The sequence below is a fragment of the Corallincola spongiicola genome (genome assembly GCF_004284785.1).
GTDB classification, from domain to species: domain Bacteria; phylum Pseudomonadota; class Gammaproteobacteria; order Enterobacterales; family Neiellaceae; genus Corallincola; species Corallincola holothuriorum.
The window spans coordinates 13,204-32,266 of record NZ_SHLY01000007.1; the positions used below are offsets into that span (position 1 = coordinate 13,204).

21 protein-coding genes are annotated in these 19,063 nt (G+C 46.8%); 14 read left to right on the plus strand and 7 right to left on the minus strand.

The genetic code is table 11. The features are described 5' to 3' along the window. Positions 1-97: 97 nt before the first annotated feature. The 3 genes from EXY25_RS15865 to EXY25_RS15875 all read right to left on the minus strand — a co-directional run bounded on the left by EXY25_RS15865 (position 98) and on the right by EXY25_RS15875 (position 5,369). Positions 98-1,639: an AbgT family transporter gene (locus EXY25_RS15865; protein WP_130567622.1), complete on the minus strand. Its 1,542-nt coding sequence runs from the start codon at positions 1,637-1,639 to the stop codon at positions 98-100. A gap of 350 nt (positions 1,640-1,989) precedes the next feature. Then, positions 1,990-3,114 (minus strand): PepSY-associated TM helix domain-containing protein, encoded by a 1,125-nt coding sequence (locus EXY25_RS15870; RefSeq protein ID WP_130567624.1) that lies wholly within the window; start codon positions 3,112-3,114, stop codon positions 1,990-1,992. 131 nt (positions 3,115-3,245) lie between these two features. Then, positions 3,246-5,369: a TonB-dependent siderophore receptor gene (locus EXY25_RS15875; RefSeq protein ID WP_130567625.1), complete on the minus strand. Its 2,124-nt coding sequence runs from the start codon at positions 5,367-5,369 to the stop codon at positions 3,246-3,248. Between the two features lie 516 nt (positions 5,370-5,885). On the opposite strand from EXY25_RS15875, the gene EXY25_RS15880 reads away from it, so the two are divergent. The 4 genes from EXY25_RS15880 to EXY25_RS15890 all read left to right on the plus strand — a co-directional run bounded on the left by EXY25_RS15880 (position 5,886) and on the right by EXY25_RS15890 (position 8,310). After that, positions 5,886-6,098, plus strand: coding sequence for a hypothetical protein (locus EXY25_RS15880; protein WP_114338354.1), 213 nt, complete (start codon positions 5,886-5,888; stop codon positions 6,096-6,098). A gap of 190 nt (positions 6,099-6,288) precedes the next feature. Next, complete coding sequence (locus EXY25_RS18785) at positions 6,289-6,462, plus strand: hypothetical protein (protein ID WP_158538028.1); 174 nt, start codon at positions 6,289-6,291, stop codon at positions 6,460-6,462. Between the two features lie 18 nt (positions 6,463-6,480). Further along, on the plus strand, positions 6,481-6,663 hold the full coding sequence (locus tag EXY25_RS15885; RefSeq protein ID WP_130567627.1) for a hypothetical protein: 183 nt from the start codon (positions 6,481-6,483) through the stop codon (positions 6,661-6,663). Positions 6,664-6,693: 30 nt separating this feature from the next. Further along, positions 6,694-8,310: a serine hydrolase domain-containing protein gene (locus tag EXY25_RS15890; RefSeq protein WP_130567629.1), complete on the plus strand. Its 1,617-nt coding sequence runs from the start codon at positions 6,694-6,696 to the stop codon at positions 8,308-8,310. A 211-nt stretch (positions 8,311-8,521) separates the two neighbouring features. On the opposite strand, the gene EXY25_RS15895 is transcribed toward EXY25_RS15890, so the two are convergent. Then, positions 8,522-9,520: an integron integrase gene (locus EXY25_RS15895; RefSeq protein WP_130567630.1), complete on the minus strand. Its 999-nt coding sequence runs from the start codon at positions 9,518-9,520 to the stop codon at positions 8,522-8,524. A 352-nt stretch (positions 9,521-9,872) separates the two neighbouring features. Here EXY25_RS15895 and EXY25_RS15900 point away from each other — a divergent pair, with 352 nt between their 5' ends. The 10 genes from EXY25_RS15900 (at position 9,873) to EXY25_RS15950 (ending at position 16,553) form a co-directional block, all read left to right on the plus strand. After that, on the plus strand, positions 9,873-10,256 hold the full coding sequence (locus tag EXY25_RS15900) for a hypothetical protein (RefSeq protein WP_130567631.1): 384 nt from the start codon (positions 9,873-9,875) through the stop codon (positions 10,254-10,256). A gap of 129 nt (positions 10,257-10,385) precedes the next feature. Further along, positions 10,386-10,886, plus strand: coding sequence for a hypothetical protein (locus EXY25_RS15905; protein ID WP_130567632.1), 501 nt, complete (start codon positions 10,386-10,388; stop codon positions 10,884-10,886). Between the two features lie 13 nt (positions 10,887-10,899). After that, on the plus strand, positions 10,900-11,460 hold the full coding sequence (locus EXY25_RS15910; protein WP_130567633.1) for a YfbU family protein: 561 nt from the start codon (positions 10,900-10,902) through the stop codon (positions 11,458-11,460). Positions 11,461-11,542: 82 nt separating this feature from the next. Continuing rightward, positions 11,543-11,974, plus strand: coding sequence for a hypothetical protein (locus tag EXY25_RS15915; RefSeq protein ID WP_130567634.1), 432 nt, complete (start codon positions 11,543-11,545; stop codon positions 11,972-11,974). A 102-nt stretch (positions 11,975-12,076) separates the two neighbouring features. Beyond that, entirely contained in the window at positions 12,077-12,901 is an 825-nt protein-coding gene (locus EXY25_RS15920; RefSeq protein WP_130567635.1) for a chromosome partitioning protein ParA, read from the plus strand. A gap of 111 nt (positions 12,902-13,012) precedes the next feature. Continuing rightward, on the plus strand, positions 13,013-13,408 hold the full coding sequence (locus tag EXY25_RS15925) for a hypothetical protein (protein ID WP_130567636.1): 396 nt from the start codon (positions 13,013-13,015) through the stop codon (positions 13,406-13,408). A 26-nt stretch (positions 13,409-13,434) separates the two neighbouring features. After that, the gene (locus tag EXY25_RS15930) at positions 13,435-13,890 is read left to right on the plus strand and encodes a hypothetical protein (RefSeq protein ID WP_130567637.1); all 456 of its coding nucleotides are present in this window, start codon (positions 13,435-13,437) and stop codon (positions 13,888-13,890) included. A gap of 806 nt (positions 13,891-14,696) precedes the next feature. After that, complete coding sequence (locus EXY25_RS15940; protein WP_114340058.1) at positions 14,697-15,530, plus strand: helix-turn-helix domain-containing protein; 834 nt, start codon at positions 14,697-14,699, stop codon at positions 15,528-15,530. Between the two features lie 176 nt (positions 15,531-15,706). Continuing rightward, positions 15,707-16,051, plus strand: coding sequence for a GNAT family N-acetyltransferase (locus EXY25_RS15945; protein ID WP_246019580.1), 345 nt, complete (start codon positions 15,707-15,709; stop codon positions 16,049-16,051). Positions 16,052-16,127: 76 nt separating this feature from the next. Continuing rightward, positions 16,128-16,553, plus strand: a complete 426-nt coding sequence (locus EXY25_RS15950) for an N-acetyltransferase (RefSeq protein ID WP_130567639.1) — start codon at positions 16,128-16,130, stop codon at positions 16,551-16,553. A 226-nt stretch (positions 16,554-16,779) separates the two neighbouring features. Here EXY25_RS15950 and EXY25_RS15955 read toward each other — a convergent pair whose 3' ends face one another. From EXY25_RS15955 to EXY25_RS15965, 3 genes are all read right to left on the minus strand, one after another. Then, positions 16,780-17,241, minus strand: a complete 462-nt coding sequence (locus EXY25_RS15955) for a hypothetical protein (protein ID WP_130567640.1) — start codon at positions 17,239-17,241, stop codon at positions 16,780-16,782. Positions 17,242-17,667: 426 nt separating this feature from the next. Then, complete coding sequence (locus tag EXY25_RS15960) at positions 17,668-17,943, minus strand: hypothetical protein (protein WP_130567641.1); 276 nt, start codon at positions 17,941-17,943, stop codon at positions 17,668-17,670. 16 nt (positions 17,944-17,959) lie between these two features. After that, the gene (locus EXY25_RS15965; protein ID WP_130567642.1) at positions 17,960-18,571 is read right to left on the minus strand and encodes a hypothetical protein; all 612 of its coding nucleotides are present in this window, start codon (positions 18,569-18,571) and stop codon (positions 17,960-17,962) included. Between the last annotated feature and the right edge of the window lie 492 nt (positions 18,572-19,063).

A 19,063-nucleotide genomic window follows, 5' to 3' on the forward strand; every position in this document is an offset into this window, starting at 1 on the left:
GCAGGATGATAAGCTGCCCGTTGGTTTGCTCATTTCGTTAAAAACGCCCCCGAATTCACCCTCGATTTTCTTTCTTCAGATTTGTGTCTTTGGACGCTTATCCGGCCGGTGTGTACAGGTAGCTGGATTGAATACCCAGCGGGATACCCAGCCCCCAATAGATCAATAGAAAGATGCTCCACAGAATGAGAATACTGATACTAAATGGCAGCATCAGAGACAGCACGGTACCTATCCCCGTGGATTTTACATAGCGTTGGCAATACACCACCACCAGCGGAAAATAGGGCATCAGTGGGGTGATGATATTGGTGGAAGAATCACCAATACGATATGCAATTTGGGTCAGATCCGGAGAGATATCCAACTGCATCAGCATGGGTACAAAGATGGGGCCAAGTAGCGCCCACTTTGCCGAGCTGGAGCCGACAAATAGGTTCACAAAGCCAGTAAGAAAGACAATACCAATCACTGTCACCATGGTTGGCAGCGACAACGCCTTGAGTACCTCTGCGCCCTCAATGGCCATCAACGCGCCAAGATTCGATTTACCAAAGGCATCAATAAATAGCGCACAGAAGAATGCCATCACGATGTAATAACTCATCCCATTCATCGCTTTGGTCATGCTGTTAATCATATCTTTGGTGGTTTGGTAAGTACCTGAGAGATAGCCATACACCACGCCAGGTAACAGGAATAGCAGAAAGATCAGCGGTACGATTGATTGCATTATCGGCGCTTTAAAGGAGGTCAGCTTGCCGCTGGCATCCCGCAATGGGCTCGACTCTGGCACCAGTATCGCAATAAGCATGATCACCCCTGCCAGCATCGTCAGGCTGGCCCAGCGCAGCGCACGGCTTTGTACGGCCGTAAGCTCTGCAAATTTAGGGATATCGTTAGGGTCACCATCCACTTCGACATCTTTCAATCTGGGTTCAATCACCTTATCTGTCAGATACCAGGCGATACCAATGATCAGCACTGATGATGCTGAATTAAAGAACCAGTTATTCAGCGGGTTAACCTGAATTGCTGGGTCGATAATTTGTGCGGCGGTTTGGGTAAAACTTTGCAGCAATGGGTCGATGGCCGACGGAATAAAGTTGGCGCAGAAGCCGCCACTGACCCCGGCAAATGCAGCAGCAATACCCGCTAATGGGTGTCGGCCCATGGCGTAGAAGATCACACCGGCCAGTGGGATCACCAGCACATAACCCGCATCGGTGGCGGTGTGACTAACGATGGCCACCATAACAACCATCGGTGTCAGCAAGCTGCTGGGTGTGGAATCCAGCATCCGCTTTAATCCGGCACTGATAAACCCGGAATGTTCCGCTACGCCCACCCCAAGCATGGCAACCAGCACCACACCTAAAGGCGCAAAGCCGGTAAATATGGGCACCATCCGACTCAAGAAGCTAGCCAGCGAATCGCCCGTCAGTAGGTTGTTTACCACGATCGCTTCGCCAGTACGCGGGTCGATGGCGTCGAAGCTGACCTGAGAAAAGATCGCCGATGCGATCCAGACTATCGCCAGACAGATCAGAAAGATAATCGCGGGATCGGGCAGCTTGTTACCCACCACCTCAATGCGATCCAAGGCGCGGGTGGTCCAGGTGGCTGACGTGTTATCCATGCATATTGCTCCGTGATAAATAGTTAACGTCGACTGACACAGCTACTAAGTGTAGAAGCTAAATTTATTAGTAATGAAAGAGTTAGGTGATAAATAAAAAATAGGGGATCTGTCTTCGATCCCCAATCTCATTGAAATCAGTATTTGGTGCTGCTGAAGTGGGGTATATAAGCGATTTGCTGCTGAAAGGCGTGCGAGGGTTGCCCAGAACGAGAGCGGCTTGAGCGAGCGCGTCAATATAGGAGGGAGCAACACTTTCTATCTGCGCACCTTATATCAGGAGATTTTCTATCAGCACATTGATTGCGCTATTTGTTTGAAAGAGCCGCCCTTGGGCGGCTCGGTTATCACTAGCCTGCAGTATCAAAGCTCTCTCTAACTTGTTCTCTTATCCGCTTCGACTTGCTGCTATAGCGCCTGCGTTGCCAGTACAAATACAAGCCAGTGCCAGCCAATATCACGGGGGCTAACCCCAAAACACACCAAAGAATACGGGTGAACAAGCCGCCAAAATAGCCAAAATGCAGCTTGCGAAAGCTGTCGATGAATACCCGCAGAAAACTGGCCTCGCGAATATCTATCTTGTTGAGCAAGGCGCCACTGGCTTTATCGAAACTGACTGTGCTGGCGTATTCGCTGTGCAGCGGGTTATGGCTGTTCACTTCACCGTAAAAAGTGATATCACGATCTGGTTCGTGGGGCATGGCAAGGTAACCCGCTTTGTAGCTATCAATTTCTACTTCCGCTTGTAACCGCAAAGACTCGAATGAGATCTCTGGGCTATGCAGTGGTGCCTGAATATAGACATGGTCGCCGTCGCCGTGTTCGGTCACTTCATGGATGATCCCCATGATGTTCCAGTAGCCACCGGTAAAGGCGATGACGATCAATATGGGCGAACTTAAGATGCCAATAAATTTATGCAGATCACTGAACAGGATCCGCTTGGCTGCGGTGGTTCGGAGGGTGAATAGTTTGGCCCAAAAGCGGCGGTAAAGAATAACGCCACTGATGCCGAGAAACAGCATGATCAGCGCAACCACAAACCCTACGCTGGCACCTTTTACGTGCAGTAAAAAGCTGTAGTGCAGCTCCAATAGCCAGTCGGTTAGGTAGTGGTCCATCGGTTGTGGTGCTGAAAGCAGTGCCCCACTGTATTGGTTGATATAGACCTTGGCCCACTCCTCGGTGCCACGGCGGATCAAGTAACCGGCATCAGAGCGTTGCTTGTCATCAAATATCTCCCAGCCGCCCAGTTCGAATTCGGGGTTGGCCGCCAACATGGTGTGCATCAGGCTGTCCAGACTGACGCGCGGCGTTTCCGCTGTCGCATCCACCTGCATGTGCTGGGGGCGCAGGAGGGAATCTATCTCAACTTTAAATACCAGTATGCTGCCGGTGATCGAAATAATAAGCAGCGGTAACATGGCGATCAGTGCCCCATAGGAGTGCCATTTAAACAGGGTCTTTCTCATGCTGAACTCTTCTTTCTTCGCATTGTGAGTGCGGCCAACGACAACTTAAAAGGCACCGAGAAGCACAATTGCTTTCGGTGCCTGTGTGTCTAAGCGCGCACATGACGGGTCTGTTGTCTGAGCTATGGGCGTTAAAATGCCCAGCTCAGCGTGGCGCTGTAGTTCGCCGGTGCACCGTAATAGCCCTGCGCCCAGTACAAACTGGTGAGGTACTTTTCATCAGTGACGTTGTAGGCGTTTACGCTCAGGCTGACATCGTCGTTAAAGTTGTAGCGTGCCATTAGGTCAACGATGGCATAAGCATCCTGCTCGGTAACAATCTCATCACCCGCATTGGCAAAATCGTCACCCACGACGCCCTGACTTCGCGATATATCGTCTTGCCAGCGCATGTTCATACCTGTGCTTAGCCCTTCAACAAACGGCACTTCATATACCGCGGTGAATTTGAACATTCGGCTTGGGGTATAGGCCGCTACTTGCTCATCTCCGTCGATATCAAAGTCGGTATAGCCAATGCTGACATTCAAGCCCTCATAGATCTCACCGGCGACGTCCAGTTCAAAACCGTTACTGCTGATACCATCAGCACCGATATAGCGCTGTTGGTCTGGTGGCAGGTTTTCGGTGCTGGGATCGAGGATCGCCAGGTTCTTCTGCTGAATATCAAAGTAGGCGACACTGGCAAGCAGGCGGCCATCAAACCACTCACTCTTCAGACCTATTTCACTGCTTTCGCCAGTCACTGGATCCAGGGTTTTATCGTCAATATCCAGCTCTGTCTGTGATTGAAACGTTTCGGTATAGCTGGCATACGCGACGACGTGAGGAAGTACCCGGTACACTACGCCTAGATAGGGAATAAACTCAGTATCGCCGGTGTCACGCACCACATCGTAAGATTCACCATCGACATCCCAATTGTTGTAGCGGCCGCCGACAATGGCATGGAAGCCATCGAACAGATTAAAGCGTCCGGTCACGTAAGCGGCTTTTTGTTCCTGCGTGACATCGCCACCGGTTTCACCGTCAGCAAAGACCGGTTTCGGCGTGTTGCCATCCCACTCATTCAGATCAGGCATCGCTGGGAAGCCTGCGCCAGTGGTGTAGTCGTAAAGGGATTTATCGGTGTAATCCAGCTTGGCGTAGTTAACGCCAGCTACCAGTTGATGATCACGACCAAACAGCTCGAAATCACCGCTGAGATAGAGGTCGAACAGATTGTGTTCGTCATCATGATGGTACCCGCTGGCGTAGCCTGTTAATCCTAATTCAGTATCTCGGTCGGGTGTACCAAACACGTAGAAAAGTTCGCTGTCTTCGTCGGTCTTGCGGTACGAGTAGGTCGAGCGTATCTGCCAATTGTCGTTAAGCTGGTGGTCAAGTTCTACCACGGTGTTGTTGCGTATCACGTTCCAATTGGACCAATCCGCTGAGGTGCTGGTGGAGCGTCCGTAGTCGGTGGCACTACCGTCGGTGTAATACAGTGGCAATGCGCCCCACAGGTTACCATCAGCATTGTTGTTGCTATAGCTGTGACTGAGCGACACCGTGGTGTCATCGGTCAGATGGCCTTCGAGAAAAATATAGGCCACCTGTTTGTCGGTTTCGTAACGGTCGAGATAGGATTCTTTGTCCTCACTGACCAGCACCGCGCGGGCGGCAAAGCGGTCACTGAAACGCTTGCTGCCATCAACCTCGACGCGACCACTGTTCCAACTACCGTAGGTGCCATTGACTACTAACTGATCGTCAGCGGTGGGGCGTTTACGGATGAAGTTGATGGTTGCTGATGGGTTGCCCACACCTGTCATCAGGCCGTTGGCACCTCGGATCACCTCTAATCGGTCATAGATGGCCGTGTCTTCTCCGGCGTGATTGTTTCCTGACGCCAATGGCAGGCCGATACCGTCAATCTGGAAGTTGGTAACGTCAAAACCACGGGCGGTGTAGTAGGTGCGATCGGTTTCAATACGTTCGACATTGATACCCGTGGCGGTATCCAGTGCAGCGTTGATATCTGTTAGCTGGAAATCTTGCAGCTGCTGATTGGTGATAACTGAGACGGATTGTGGGATCTCAATGATAGGCAGTTCTAACTTCGAAGCACCGCTCGCTGAGTGGGCGTTGTAGCCTTGAATATAACTGCCTTTTACTTCGATCCTTTCGATATCGTCTGTGTCGTTAGGGGTGTCAGCCCAGCTAAGGGAGCTGGTGCTAAGGGCTAAAGGGATGATTAACAGAGACTGCTTCATGTCGGTTTTCATCTATACGTCAGAGTGATGGTTTGACAGGCGGGGTAAGCGCCTTGCCAACGATGGTGTTAACAGCATGTGCTGTATTAGCGGCAGAATAGTACGATCATGTAATACGAATGTAAATGATAATAATTCGTAATAATAACTATAAGAGTGAAGAGGGAGATATGAGAGAGAGATGAGAGAGAGGGGAGAAAGATAAAGGAAGGAGCACTATTTGGAGAGCAAGCCTGCGTAACTACTTTTACGCTTGTTGACGTTAATTTGAGCGGTACCTAAATATTCGCTATTGATTATTTAGCAAGGCGAAGGGCTTTGCGCTCAATCATGGTTTTGTTCACTGGAACATGGCTTAGTGTTCGCGATGAAAGGAATCATAGCTTACTTAATCTCTTGTTTTCCTTTCCAAATCTGATACTTCTGGTTTGATTTTTATTGCGTTTGGCTTAGCTTCCGACGCGGTGAATTATCAAGGATGAGTATCCAACCAATGCATATGAAAAGGAAAGCACCATGAAAATCGCTGGCATTATTCTAATTCTTATTGGCTTACTGGATGTGATCGGCAGTCATGTCGGTTTTGATCTCTGGGGTGGCTTCTTCGGTATTGAACTGCCCGATCTGCTTTGGCAGTTCTCCGGTTATATCGAATTGGGTGCTGGTTATCTGTTGATGAAAATGGGCAGTAGCAGTGACGATGCTGCAGCCCAAACAGAAGCGGAGTAACCAGAGTGCTTTCTAGGCTCGATAAAATATTCGAGCCTAGAAAGCTAAATAGCGTTCTGCTTCATCACCCTTATCAATTTTTGATACCCCCAATCATCCCGCCGCGGGGAGGGGCACGCTGGTTTGAGTGGTCAAAAATAGTGGTTCTAGTATGATTGGCGACCGTTAATCATTATCAAAAGGAATTGATATGGACATTATCTCTAAGATCTCCTATTCGCTACTCGCTGTCATGCTTATCTCTGTCGTTGCTGCGTTGGTGGTGGCAGCACCAGAAGATAACCCCGATCCTGCTAATGGCGTCACTTTGAAAGTGCTTTATGTGCTGGTGAACGTGCTGGCGCTGTATTTTATTTGGTTTTAATCACCCGCAGCAGAACAGATGAGCATGTCGCGATTGGATCCTCTTTCAGATAAGCCATTTGCTATCGAGAAATTTGTGGGATGTTCTGCGCTACGTGTTCGACCTGGTTTAGTCGTCGATATCTATGCCCTTATCATTTACATGGTCTTGATCTATTCTTACGACTTAGTTTTTGGCGTGTCAGCCAGTATGAAACACTGAACATACTAAAAAACTCTTTCGGAGATAAACATGGAAAGTTTAAAGGCGATAATTCAACCCGCTATCCAACGCTTTACTGTGCTCATCCTACTTAGCAGCCTGCTTGGTTGCAGCCAATCACCTGGCGACAATCATCCCCCGACTTCATCCAAATCACCCTTTGCAGTGTCTAGCCCAGAGGCCCAAGGTATGCAATCTGCCCTGTTGGCCGATATGATGGCCAAAGCCTTGGATTCCAGCTATTCAATACACTCGATGGTGGTGATCCGTAATGGGCATAAGGTGCTGGAAGCCAACTTCTGGCCAAATCAGGCCGAAGAGCCCCATGCGATTTATTCGGTGACCAAAAGTATCGTGGCTACGCTGATTGGGATTGCACTGGAAAAGGGCTATCTGCAAAGCCTTGATCAGCCCGTTTTGGATTTTTTCCCTGATACTCAAATCGCCAACCCTGATCCGCGCAAGGCTGAGATAACCATCAGAGATCTGTTGACCATGTCTTCCGGTCTGGATTGCAGAGACTCGTCCCGCTATTACTGGTCCGGATTGAAGACATTAATGGAGAGTGCCGACTGGGCTGAGCACGTACTGAGCCTGCCGATGAAGGAATCCCCAGGCCAATACTTTGAATACTGCAATGGTGTTTCTTTTTTGCTATCAGCAATCGTCGAAAACAGCACAGGTATGGGAGCGCTGGCGTTCGCAGATAAACACCTCTTTGAACCCCTGGAAATAGACAGTGTGAGCTGGAAGCAGAACCACAACGGCCGTTATATGGGCTTTAGTGAGATGATGATGTCACCTGAAGATATGGCCAAAATTGGTCAGCTCTATTTAAACAAAGGGCAGTGGCAAGGACGACAGGTTTTGCCTCAGGCGTGGGTCGAGGAATCAACGATTGGGCACCTAAAGACTGACTTTTTAGATGGCTATGGCTATCAATGGTGGATCGATGATAGTGGTTACTACATGGCTATTGGCTTCCGCGGGCAGGCGATCTACGTGTTGCCAGATCAAGACATGGTGGTGGTGTTTACCGGCTATATTTTTGATTCTCGTACTTTCTATACGTCATTAGTTGAAGATTACCTGATCCCCTCTGTGCGCTCGGACGAACCCCTACCAGAGAATGAACCTGCTCAGCAAAAGTTGGCTGCTTTGTTAGAACAGGCAAAAGAGGAGGGCTTTTCTTGGGGGGATAAAGCGAATGGCTTCGCTAAAGATGGGGTGTTTACGCGTAAAGCAGCGCCGGCGTTTAGCTTTCAGTACCCGAAAGAGAGCATCAAGTTTGAGCTGGATCACCCACAGAAGATCATGAGAATGTCATCGCCAACACACAGCGATTTTGACGCCGCCGTGTTCGATCTGGAACAAGAGGTTTCTTACGCTGATGCCGTGCAATGGTATGCAAAAGGTTTGCAAGGAGTGGGCTCAGATATCCGGGTTGAATCTCAGGAAGTCTTAATTTTGGATTGCGGAACGGAAGCCTACCAAGCCCAATACACATGGCTCTACGGTGGTGAGGTCCCTTTATCGACACTGGTTGTTTTTGCCAAACAAGAGAACAAAGCTGTGGTTATTGCGGTTCATGACAAACAGTATGAGTGGATCGCACGTAGTTTGAAGTTCGATAAAACGGCCTATTGAGCCGTAGGAACCGCCAACACAACACCGTGTGTGCCTTCGTTGTATCAAGAAGGCACACATTGCCAAGATAAAGAGCAAAGCGATTGCTTAGCCATTCCAATCAAGCCTCATAGTCAGGTTTGAGCGTATTTCGGTCATACAGAGAATAATCGTATTTTGGTATGAATACCTTAACGCGGTCATCCAAGGGGCCTCAGTTGCCTTGGAATATTCACACATAACTGGCCTGAGCCTCTTCTACTTTGCTACCCGGTAGCATGTCTGCGGGGCTGGTAGTGCCAGCCCGCCGATCTCCCACAACATGCGTGTAGATCTCGGTCGTTTTTAGATCTGAATGCCCGAGTAATTCCTGTACTGTGCGAATATCTGTGCCTTTTTGAAGCAGCCGTGTAGCAAAAGAGTGCCGGAAGGTATGCGCCGTAACTCGCTTTTTAACGCCACTTTTAAGCACAGCCTTGCGTAGTTGCTTAGCAAAGCTCGTAGCATGTATATGATGGCGACACACGTAACCATCATGCGGATGTCGGCACAGCGTCGTTGATGAAAAGAGATACTGCCATGCAACGTCGGTCATAACGCCCTTGTACTTGCGATAAAGGGAAGACGGAACCGAAGTCATTCCTGCTCCCTCGACAAGATCTTGAGCATGACGTTTTTTAACGTAAGTAATTTGTGCCTGAAGCCTTGGTACCAGGGATTGGGGTAGCAATGTGTATCTGTCTTTTCGTCCCTTGCCTCGAAATACAAGGATGGACTTAAGCGAAAAATCGATATCCTTTACTCTCATAGAAAGCGCTTCCTGCAAACGCAGCCCACAGCCATATAGCAATACAGCGATCAGCCAATACTTACCTGTCATATGCGCGAGGATCTTGGCCACTTCCTCCTGGTCTAACACCGTTGGAATGTTTCTCGGTGCGCGCGTGTAGCTGTAGTTCAGTCCTTCAATTTCCCGACCAACCACATGACGGTACATAAAGATGATGGCGCACAGTGCGAGGTTTTGTGTGGCAGCACTGACCTCCCTGTTAACTGCTAAGTGACTGAGAAACCGTTCTATCTCGGCGTTGCCCATCATGTCTGGATGTTTGTAGTCATTGAAGCGAATAAAGTAACGGATCCAATGCAGGTAGGTCTTTTCGGTGCGGTAACTGTACTGCCGCGTGCGCAGCTCCTTGCGCACCGACTCGATGAATGGAGACTTAGCCATGTTGAACGTCCTTGTTTGACTGTATATACATACAGTTATAAGTCAGGTTGGCAAAATCTGCCAGGATTTTAGGTTCTATACGGAAAAGTGATTCTTTCTTTGCCGGAACTCATTATCTATATCTTGTTGAATATATTGGCTTTTACAGCCTGGGCCTGCTGCATGTTAGTTCCCTTGAGAACCCAATTCTTCTTTTTGTATGTCAGACAAGAGTAAGTCAAACGAGAGTGTGTGATGTAACACATTGATAGTAGGAAACTTAGCGCGTTATAGTGGGGAAATTATCAAAGGCTGGATGCTGATGTTTAGGCAGAGTTCAGCCTAATACACTGTTATATTTCAAGGAGAAAGCATGGACTTCGATTCTTTAGATAAATCAATTAAAACGGAACTTTGGACTTCTCTCCCTCTTTATCTGTTGGCAATCACCATACCGGTGCTGGCATGGCTAGGCTTCCTACAGATCGACGCTGATCTAGGTGTTTGGTTTCAACGAAGCGGCTCACTAATGGTTCTATTTGCCGTTTGGGTGGAGTTCAAGTTATTCAAAATTACAAACTTCTCCAATCCACTAAGCCCCGGTGGTCAAACGTGGGATGATCTTGAGACTGGAGACCGTTTGAAGGACAAGTACAGTAGTCTGATTCAAATTCTGAAGTACTTTGCAGCATTGCTGGCGATTTTAGGCACTCTAATCTGGGGGTATGGCGATCTCTTCAGAAACGTGGTTGCTTAAAAATATAACAATGCAAGTCACTATTTCGTCGCTTTGCTCCTCAGGGACAACGGCCACTGCGCGGCGAGCCGCTGTCCGTTGCCCGTGCTTGCGGCGTTAGGCAACCCTAAAGAACAACCTGAGGAATAAATGGAAAGTATATTATCAATACTCGGATCGGTTGCATCTATTGGGGCCGCGATATGGGCATTTATCGAAGCTGGTAAGGCTGCTGAGTCCGCGTCTCAGGCAGTCCAAGTCAGAGACGAGATGATCGACCGTAGACGTTTAGTTGAAGTTTCAAAAGTTCATGCCCAAACAGATAGAATTTTATCCGTTGTATCTAAGATAGGGCCGTCATGTAATATCAAAAAGCTAAAAGGCGTCGACTTTCATGGTATCGCAAAGGAAGTGGAGGAGTATGCAAGGTTTCTGAATGAGCAAAGCTCAAATTTCTCTGATCTCTTTGTAAATAAAGCTAGCTCACTGTGTAGTGAGCTAAATGATGATATTGAAGCATTATCAGATGCATCTGACCCCGAATCTATTAAAGAAGTTGGGAAGAGGATTTATTACAAGATTAATAGCTTCATGCCCTTTGTGAAAGATCTCGCTGACGAGCATCAGGAAAGTCCTGTCTCAGCTAAATAATATGGAAGGTAATATGAAAATATCAGATGGTGAAAAACTAATACTCCTGATGCTGAGTGAATTGTATGAGAACCTAGAAATAGACGGTGAAATTGAACCGAAATTTATCCAGTCCGCAATCTTTAGTAATAACTTATGGGCAATACCTTGGAAATATTCAGGAGTACCTTTTGAGGATCAAGATGATCCAGAAATTGTTAAAGAGGTACTTGATATATTGGATATGTGGAGCTTTATTGAGCATAGTTATGAGCAGCTGTCAGACGGAGAAAAAGCACAATTAGAAGAGGCGGCAAAGCCGTTTGGAAAAGACCCTAAGTTTCCCGGATTTGATGGAAATAATGAATCATCCTATATGGGAATTGCATCTTTTATTGTTAATGATTTAGAGCGATTCGAAGAATTCAAAGGTAGAAATTTTAATTCTCATTGTCCATCTTTAGATGGGCACGGAAGAATGCTTTCCGTTTTCGAGGGGATTCGAAAAGATATGAATTTTGGCCCATTATCTGTTGATGATCTAGCCCGTATTCTTAACGAGCGAATTCATCCAAGTAACAGAGAAAATGCCTAACAAGGCCAGCCAGAGGGATGCCAAAACCGCGGCTTCGCTCTGGTTTTGTCACCCCTGCTGGCGGCGTTAAATGGCACAAAGAATGACCGAACCGAAGCCGATAGAAGAGATAACTCTTGAAGATCTAGAGAGCCATCGTTGGTGCTATTACCAAGATGACGAAAAGGGCTATGACGGCTTCGAATATGTGATACCTGATAGTCATACGGATTTTTCGGACCAAGTAATTGAAATGGAATTGGCCTTCTTCACCTTTAGTAATGGTGGGGTTGCCAAAGGTATGTTCGATGGCTCCGAGGGCTTTCATATTTTCGATGGGCATACATGGTTTTCCATGTGGCATGGTGTGAGAGAGCCGACAGCAAGCGAACTGGAGAATTTCTCCTCGTTTCTTAAACACTATGGTTTTGAAATGCCCGTTCGCGCAGAGGCTCAAAGGTCTCGCACTAGCAAATCCTTTGGTGGCTTGCAGTACCTTAGTGAGGAGGGCGATGTCTGTGAATGTGCCATTTAACAAGTCACGCAAGTTCACTCCGGCCGCTGAAAAGCGCGGCCTTCGCGGGACTGGCTACGCCAGCCCCTTCGAGAAGCGTTAGGCTTCTCAAGGATGCAGTGCATGGAATCTTTTATCGAGTTAATTTCAAAAGTGCCTAATGTGATTTGGAGTGCAGTCATTGCGTCCTTACTTACGTTCATAGGTGTTTTGTGGACAAATAAAGGTAATGAAAAACGACAAACTGCGTTACTTGAGCACGAAAAACAAAAGTATCAATCAGAGCAAAAGTTAGCCTTAAAGAAAGAAGTGTTTTTAAACGTAGCTAGGTCATTTGCTGATGTATTAGGAATAATTCCTAAATTAATGAATTTAGATTTCACACAAAAAGAAATAGAAATTCAAATGTCAGATCATAGTGGAATTGTTGCCAAATCCTACCTTGCAGCAAAAGAAGAATCAGTTGCGGCTATTTTGAATTATTCAGCTGAAACGGCCGAAGTTTTTATTAAATTAATGAAAGAAAGAGCTGTAGCTTTAGATCACAAAAAAGCAATTGAAATATATCAAGCAACTATAGATTCAGCTAAAAAAGAAAAAGATAGAATCATTTCAATGATGAAAGAGTTAAATCTTCAAGGACACAATAATCAAGCAACTTTTGACTACTTAAATAAAAGCTACGAAATCCAAGAAGGTATTATTAATCGAAGTACTGTGAGCTTAGAAGAACAAAAGTCTATATTACAGCCTTTACATATGACTTTCGCAAAAAAATGCCTGAGTGAGCATAGTCGACTTTTATCATTACTACCACCAATGACAATTGCTCTTCGTGGCGAGCTGGAAAATGACCAAAATTCTCAAACATTTGTTGATGCGTTGAATGATAATATTCAAAGAATGAATGTAGCTTTTGATAGCATATTTGAGAGTAAAGAAGCCTAACAAGGGTTTTCAAGTCGGACAAATTACAGTTGGCTATTTGTTCGTGCCTCACTTATTTTAGCCAACAGCAATTTGCCGCTTAAAACGGCGTTATATGCATTAGGGGTTTTTGTGACCAAGTTTGAGTCAATAACTAAAGCAGCCGAGATGCTTGAAAAAAGAGTTGATGGAATGGAAGGACATCTTGGTGTTTTAGATGCTGTCCTGACTTTGTATGGTGATTACGGCACAACTCTTTCAGCTATGTCACTTCTGGTACCAACTATTACCTTTGAAGGTGGTGTGCCTTTTGCTCGCTTTCCGGGAGCTGCAGATACTCTTCCAATAGACTGTTTTCATGTTGACCTTATTCATCATTCTACAGCGGCAAGTGGTAATCCGGCTACGTATGCAGCAATAGGTGCTCTCTTGGCAGAAAGCTGGTCATCAATATTGATGAAATCGGGTTTCGCTGGTCATTTCGTTTATGATGCGGTGCAGGGCTATGACGTTGTGTATCGCATATAACCAGGCCGTTATGGGCGCTTCGCGCCTTGGGACTGCAAAACCACTGCGCGGCAAGCCGCATGTCGCCGCCCCAAATTTTGGCGTTAGGCATACATATGATTCGAGTTGCTGTTTTCTTATTAGCGTTGCTGATTAGTTCGGCATCATATTCCTGTACTGTCCCAATTTATGGTGAAGAGTACGATGCACTCATTGAGCTAACAGAGACCCAAGATAGGCATTCCTACCAAATTCGCGTTCCGGCAAAGGTAGGCGGATCTAAGTTGGTTGAAGCATTTCTCGCCTATACCAAGTTGCCCAAAGGTGAATTTATGGTTGGTGAGTTCTTTACTAAGATCCGCTTGAGGAAAAGTAGCGGGGATTATGTGAGTGCAGTATTTGATGTTCCTGAAAAGGAAGGCTACGCACCATATGTTCAAGTACGGTGGCCCGATGAAGTCTGTGCAACAGTCGCTTTTTCAGAATTCCCGCACAGCGATTGAATGCCTAACAAACAAATTAACCAAAGCACTCGTCGTTACGCTCCTCGGGGACAAAGGCCACAACGCTGCAAGCCGCTGCCCTTTGCCTGTGGTCGCGGCGTTATTGCTTGAGGACAGTTTCATGACGTAACCGGATAGAAAGCATGCGCGAGATGCCATGCTTGAAGCTGTTGAAAATCAAATGTCTGCCAATGAACCCCCTAAAGTTAAGCAAACCCTCGACAGGCTGATGTCCATAGGAATCAGCTGAAAAGAGTCACTCAAGTACATAGCATGGGCTTTGTCAGTGGAGATTTTTGGTGCGTTGAAGCATGGTGAAGAGTTTAACCCTCAACGTTACGACCAAAACTTAGACTCTTTGCCTGAACTGCCATGGGATGACGAATAGTTAACGTAACAAGCCGTTGAAACTAGCGCTTCTTTAGTCTCCGTCACGACCGCAATTGGCACCGCTGCGACATTCAGTTTCCGTTGAGTATACTTTTGCTCTGTTTGATAGTCAGGTTTGAGTGAATTGCCGTCATTGGTTCTAACTCGGGGTTGGACAAAAATGAGCTAGGTGACTAATGTCTGAGTCTGGCACTCTGGCGACAAATAAGCGAGGTGCCGCTGCTCAACAAGCGCCTAATAACACTGAATGAGCAGAACTTATCCGATAGCTGCCACCGGGGGCTACTGTAGAGTTGATTTCCCGATTTCACACCCGAAAAGGCTGCCCATAGTTGATATGGTCGAAGTATTAATGTCTCACCTTTCCTTTGAGTTAATATTGTGAATTTTACTGTCTACCCTAGTAACCGTTGCAAATGAGTATCTGGATTAACAGCCCAAGAAACCCCAAGGTCGCTGATTATGTGGAAAGCTACTGGTTTATAGCTAGTCCGCATAGCCGTCCAGGCTGCCAGTACCCCAAGCTAAACCCTCATCCCAATGCGCATTTGATCTTAGCGCCTGACGACCAGCCCTATTACTATGAGCGCAGCGCCCGAACCATACAGGGGGCTGGAAGCCACTGGTTGTTTCCTCATAGTCAGACATTAACGCTGGATCATACTCACGCCTTTCAGATGGTTGGCATAAAATTCCATATTGGCGCCACATATGCTCTAAATATGGAGCCAACCCAGCCGGTATTGGATCAAGTGATCGGGGTTGATGTGCCTAGTTTACTTCACGATGCGAAAGTCAGTGTGCCAGCACTTTTAGCCAGTGCAGCCCGTAACAGGGAAATGTGCTGCGACAGGCTCGATAACCTCCTGCTACCCTGGCTATCCCAAAGCCATCAGGATAAACACAGCTTACTTGTCCGCAAAACATTGCCGTTGTTACCTGATACGCCGGTTTCGCAAATTGGCGAATTATTACACTGCTCACAACGAACTGTAGAGCGCAGCTTTTCACGTGTGACCGGGCTAACGCTCAAACAATCCCAGTCGATAATAAAGCTGGAAGCCATGCTTGAATACCTGTGTCAGTTGGAGAGCCAGGACATTGACTGGGTTGCGATCGCCCAACAGTTTGCTTTTAGTGATCAGTCCCACCTCATCCGTTATCTGAAAAAAGAACTGGGTACGACACCAGGGGAATATGCTCGGCGACGCGACTTTACGGTTGATATCTATGGTGACTTCGACATCTGATAAAAACTGTCGTTTTTGTTCAATCACTTTCTATTTCTGCCCATTACTATGCCCTCCCAGACACAGTTAACACGAGTAGCAAAACCTTGAAAACAGAGATCAGGCACTATCGGGAACAGGACATAAGCGAAATACTGGATATATTTGAAGCCGCATCTAGGGTTGGGCACCCATTTGTGAAAGAAGGTTTTATCCAGCAAGAGCGTCACAATGTTGAGCAGCTGTACCTGCCGAATGCAGATACCTGGGTGGTACTGGCAGATGGAAGTGTTGCTGGGTTCATCTCCCTGATCGGCAATGAAGTCGGCGGCCTGTTTGTTGATCCTAAGTTTCATGGTCATGGCTTGGGCAGAGCCCTGATGGAAAAGGCACAAGCGCTACATAGCGATTTGTTGGTTCAGGTATTTAAGGAAAACTCAGTAGGCCGCTATTTTTACCACCGCTACGGTTTTCAACTCGTTGAGGAAACGATCTTTGAGCAGACTGGCGACGCCGTGCTCAAACTAGCGTTTAGCGCATAGCAAGGAAGAGCAGGGGGCAGAATGGCCAGCGTTTGCGATGGTAGGTTTTGAATTTCAGCTGAACTAGAGAGATAAAATGATTCGAAAATACAATGAACAAGACATAGAAGCGGTGCTGGATATTTGGCTGAAAGCATCGGTCAAAGCGCATGATTTTGTAGATGCTGAATTTTGGCAATCACAGGTAGAAAACATGCGTAATATCTATATACCGGCCTCAGAAACTTACGTTTTTGAGCGCGATTCGGAAGTTGCCGGGTTTTATGCCTTACATGAAAATACCCTGGCAGCAATCTTCATTGAACCTGAGTTGCAGGGGCGAGGTATTGGCAAAATGCTAATTGCTCACGCAAAAGCACAACGGTCTCAGCTAACTTTGTCCGTCTACAAAGAGAACGTTTCAAGCTACCAGTTCTATCTATCTCAGGGGTTTGCCGTATTGAGCGAACAAACTGATGAACATACTGGGCACCCAGAGTACATAATGGGCTCAGTAATCTAGTAAATCCCTCAATAGGCGTTCTGCCAACGACGGTTGTTGCCGGTTTGGAGCCACCAGTCCTTTTTCAGTTGAACAGGTGAATGACTCCTGATGGCACAGCCCTGCCGGTCAGCACTCGTTTGAGACCATATCTGGTTCACACCAAATCATCATGTTCAGCAAGCTGCCGTTCGTCAGACATTGCGTGGTGGCCATCCCTTGGCGCGAAGCGCCCTTAACGGCTTTGTTATACAACATGCTCCACCACAAACTCGTCCTTTCCAAACAACGTATGATAAGTTGACATTACAGCAATGAGAAAAAAGGCATGGATGAATAGCGGTGCTCCCATGCTGCCTAAGGCGTATTCACCAACGATCAGCCCCAATACCGAAGACCCAAACCCCGCTATCTTGGGCTTCCAATTTGATCTCTGAGTTTGAATTTCTACGCCATCACAAATCAATTGGCACTGTAGCTGGCATTTTAAATAGTTAGTGAATTTTACGTTAAACTTGTACTCGACTCCGCCGACTACGACAGACCGTTCGAATTTAAACTTAAGTGTACGGCTTTCACTAACCAAGGTTCCACCGATGTAAATTCGCTCCTTTCCGCTATAGCACGATCCCCAGAAGACAACTGGAATTCCGTTTGCTTCAAATGAAAACTGAATGCCTCGTAAAAATGATGCGTACGACTTGTCCATCACAGTCCTTTACCACGTTGTATAACGCTGCCGTAAGTGGTGCTAGCCAGCGGCTTGCCGCGCCGTGATTGGCATCCCTTGGCGCGCAGCGCCCATAACGGCCTTGTTATATTTTGTTATTGATAAACTGTTCATAGCATTCGGAACACAGCCAGTTGTGTCCACCATCGTTAAAACCCACTCCATGAGCTTTTACATTTGATTCATGGAGTTTCCACCAACAGATTGCACAATGGTCGTGATCCCAGGTTATATTTGGCGCTATCCAGACTTTCCGAGTCCAGTTTTGACTCAAAGCCCATGAGACCGGCTCTTCAACGTCTTCTCGCTTCCATTCATTACCATGAATAATCACGGTATCCATTACTTCACCTTCACGCCTACCCCGCATGCTTTGCGGGCGTTCGTGCCTTTTCTTACTTCACTTTATTTGTAACGCAATATTGCCTGCTTGGCTTCAGAATGTGCCGAACTATAAGCCCCAAACATGCCACCGAGCTCACAACAAGACCAGTAACCGCCTCCAACATACTCTGCGTCGGTTAAATCCCACTGGTACAACACGAAAGTAAAAGCACCATCTGGCCTCTCGCCAACGATAGCAATAGTGTTTCTACTATCAGAGTAGAACCTATCAATTTCTTTGAATCCATCAGACTCTTTAGAGAATTCAAATTCTGTTATTTGATACTCGTGACTCATATTGAAATATAACGCCTCAATCAGCCGACGTTTCAGCGGTCGGCTGCATTGACTTGTTAGGCGCTGCTATGTCAACTAGCTCATTCAGCTTCGGCAACTCAACGGCCTTTGTGATTGCTTCGCCAGCATAGTGTATTTGCTGATGGCACTTAGTAACTAGATTTGCCTCGGAGTTTTCTTGATACCATGCGAGATCTCTCGCTGACACCCAAGCTTCCAAGAAAGCTTGTCTCGGCTCCGCCTCTAGATACAATGAATTGTTTCCCCACCAAACATCACACTCTCTTATTATTTCAGGTAGATGCTCAGTACCAAGAGCGCCATTAATTTTGCGCCACAAGCAAAAGGCCTCTTGATGTGCTTGAAGTCGCCTCTCGACTGCAGCTAGCCTCAACTGATGCTGGGCTTTAAATGTTTCCAATATTTGGTCGTAAGTAGATTTAACTTGATCAATCTCTTTCGTAATATCTGATATATCTTCTTTGGTTGCGAGATTCTTGCCTTTTTGAGAAAGATAGCCAGGTAAGAAGTGTTTTATCAACAGAAAAACGACTATTCCTGCAACTACAGCTTCAAATCCATATCGAAGGAGAAAGTTAATCGTGTTCTGTACTTCTTCTGGACTCATAATTTCCCTCTAGGAGCCTAACAGTGTATTAGTACGACCTTGCTAGGTTAGCCTACCTTACAAGGTAGGAGGTGCGTAGGTATCGTCGAACTAATAAATATCAGAAAAACATCGAACAAGCATACAGCAAGCGAGCCACGCAAGAATCAGAACCAAATCAAGATTATGAGAAGCCTAAACAGCTAGCCAAATTACGTCGAGTTATAGAGATTACCGGCTTTGATGCTGGTGAAGCTATTGCTCACTGAATTGGGCTGTTTAAGACAGACCGCATTGCTTGCTATGACGTAGTCATTGACGGGAAGTAGTGGCAGAGGCGAATGGGGTGGAGCCTGCTCCTAGCTTCAATATGAAAAGCGATGCCACGATTAACTGGCGAGTTGTATCCCTAGCAAGGAATGGCGCAGAAGTGAGTTAGCGTCGAATAACCGACATTGGCACATTGCCGCGGCAAGATTACATTGAGCCGTCAACTTCATTGGTATCAGAGCG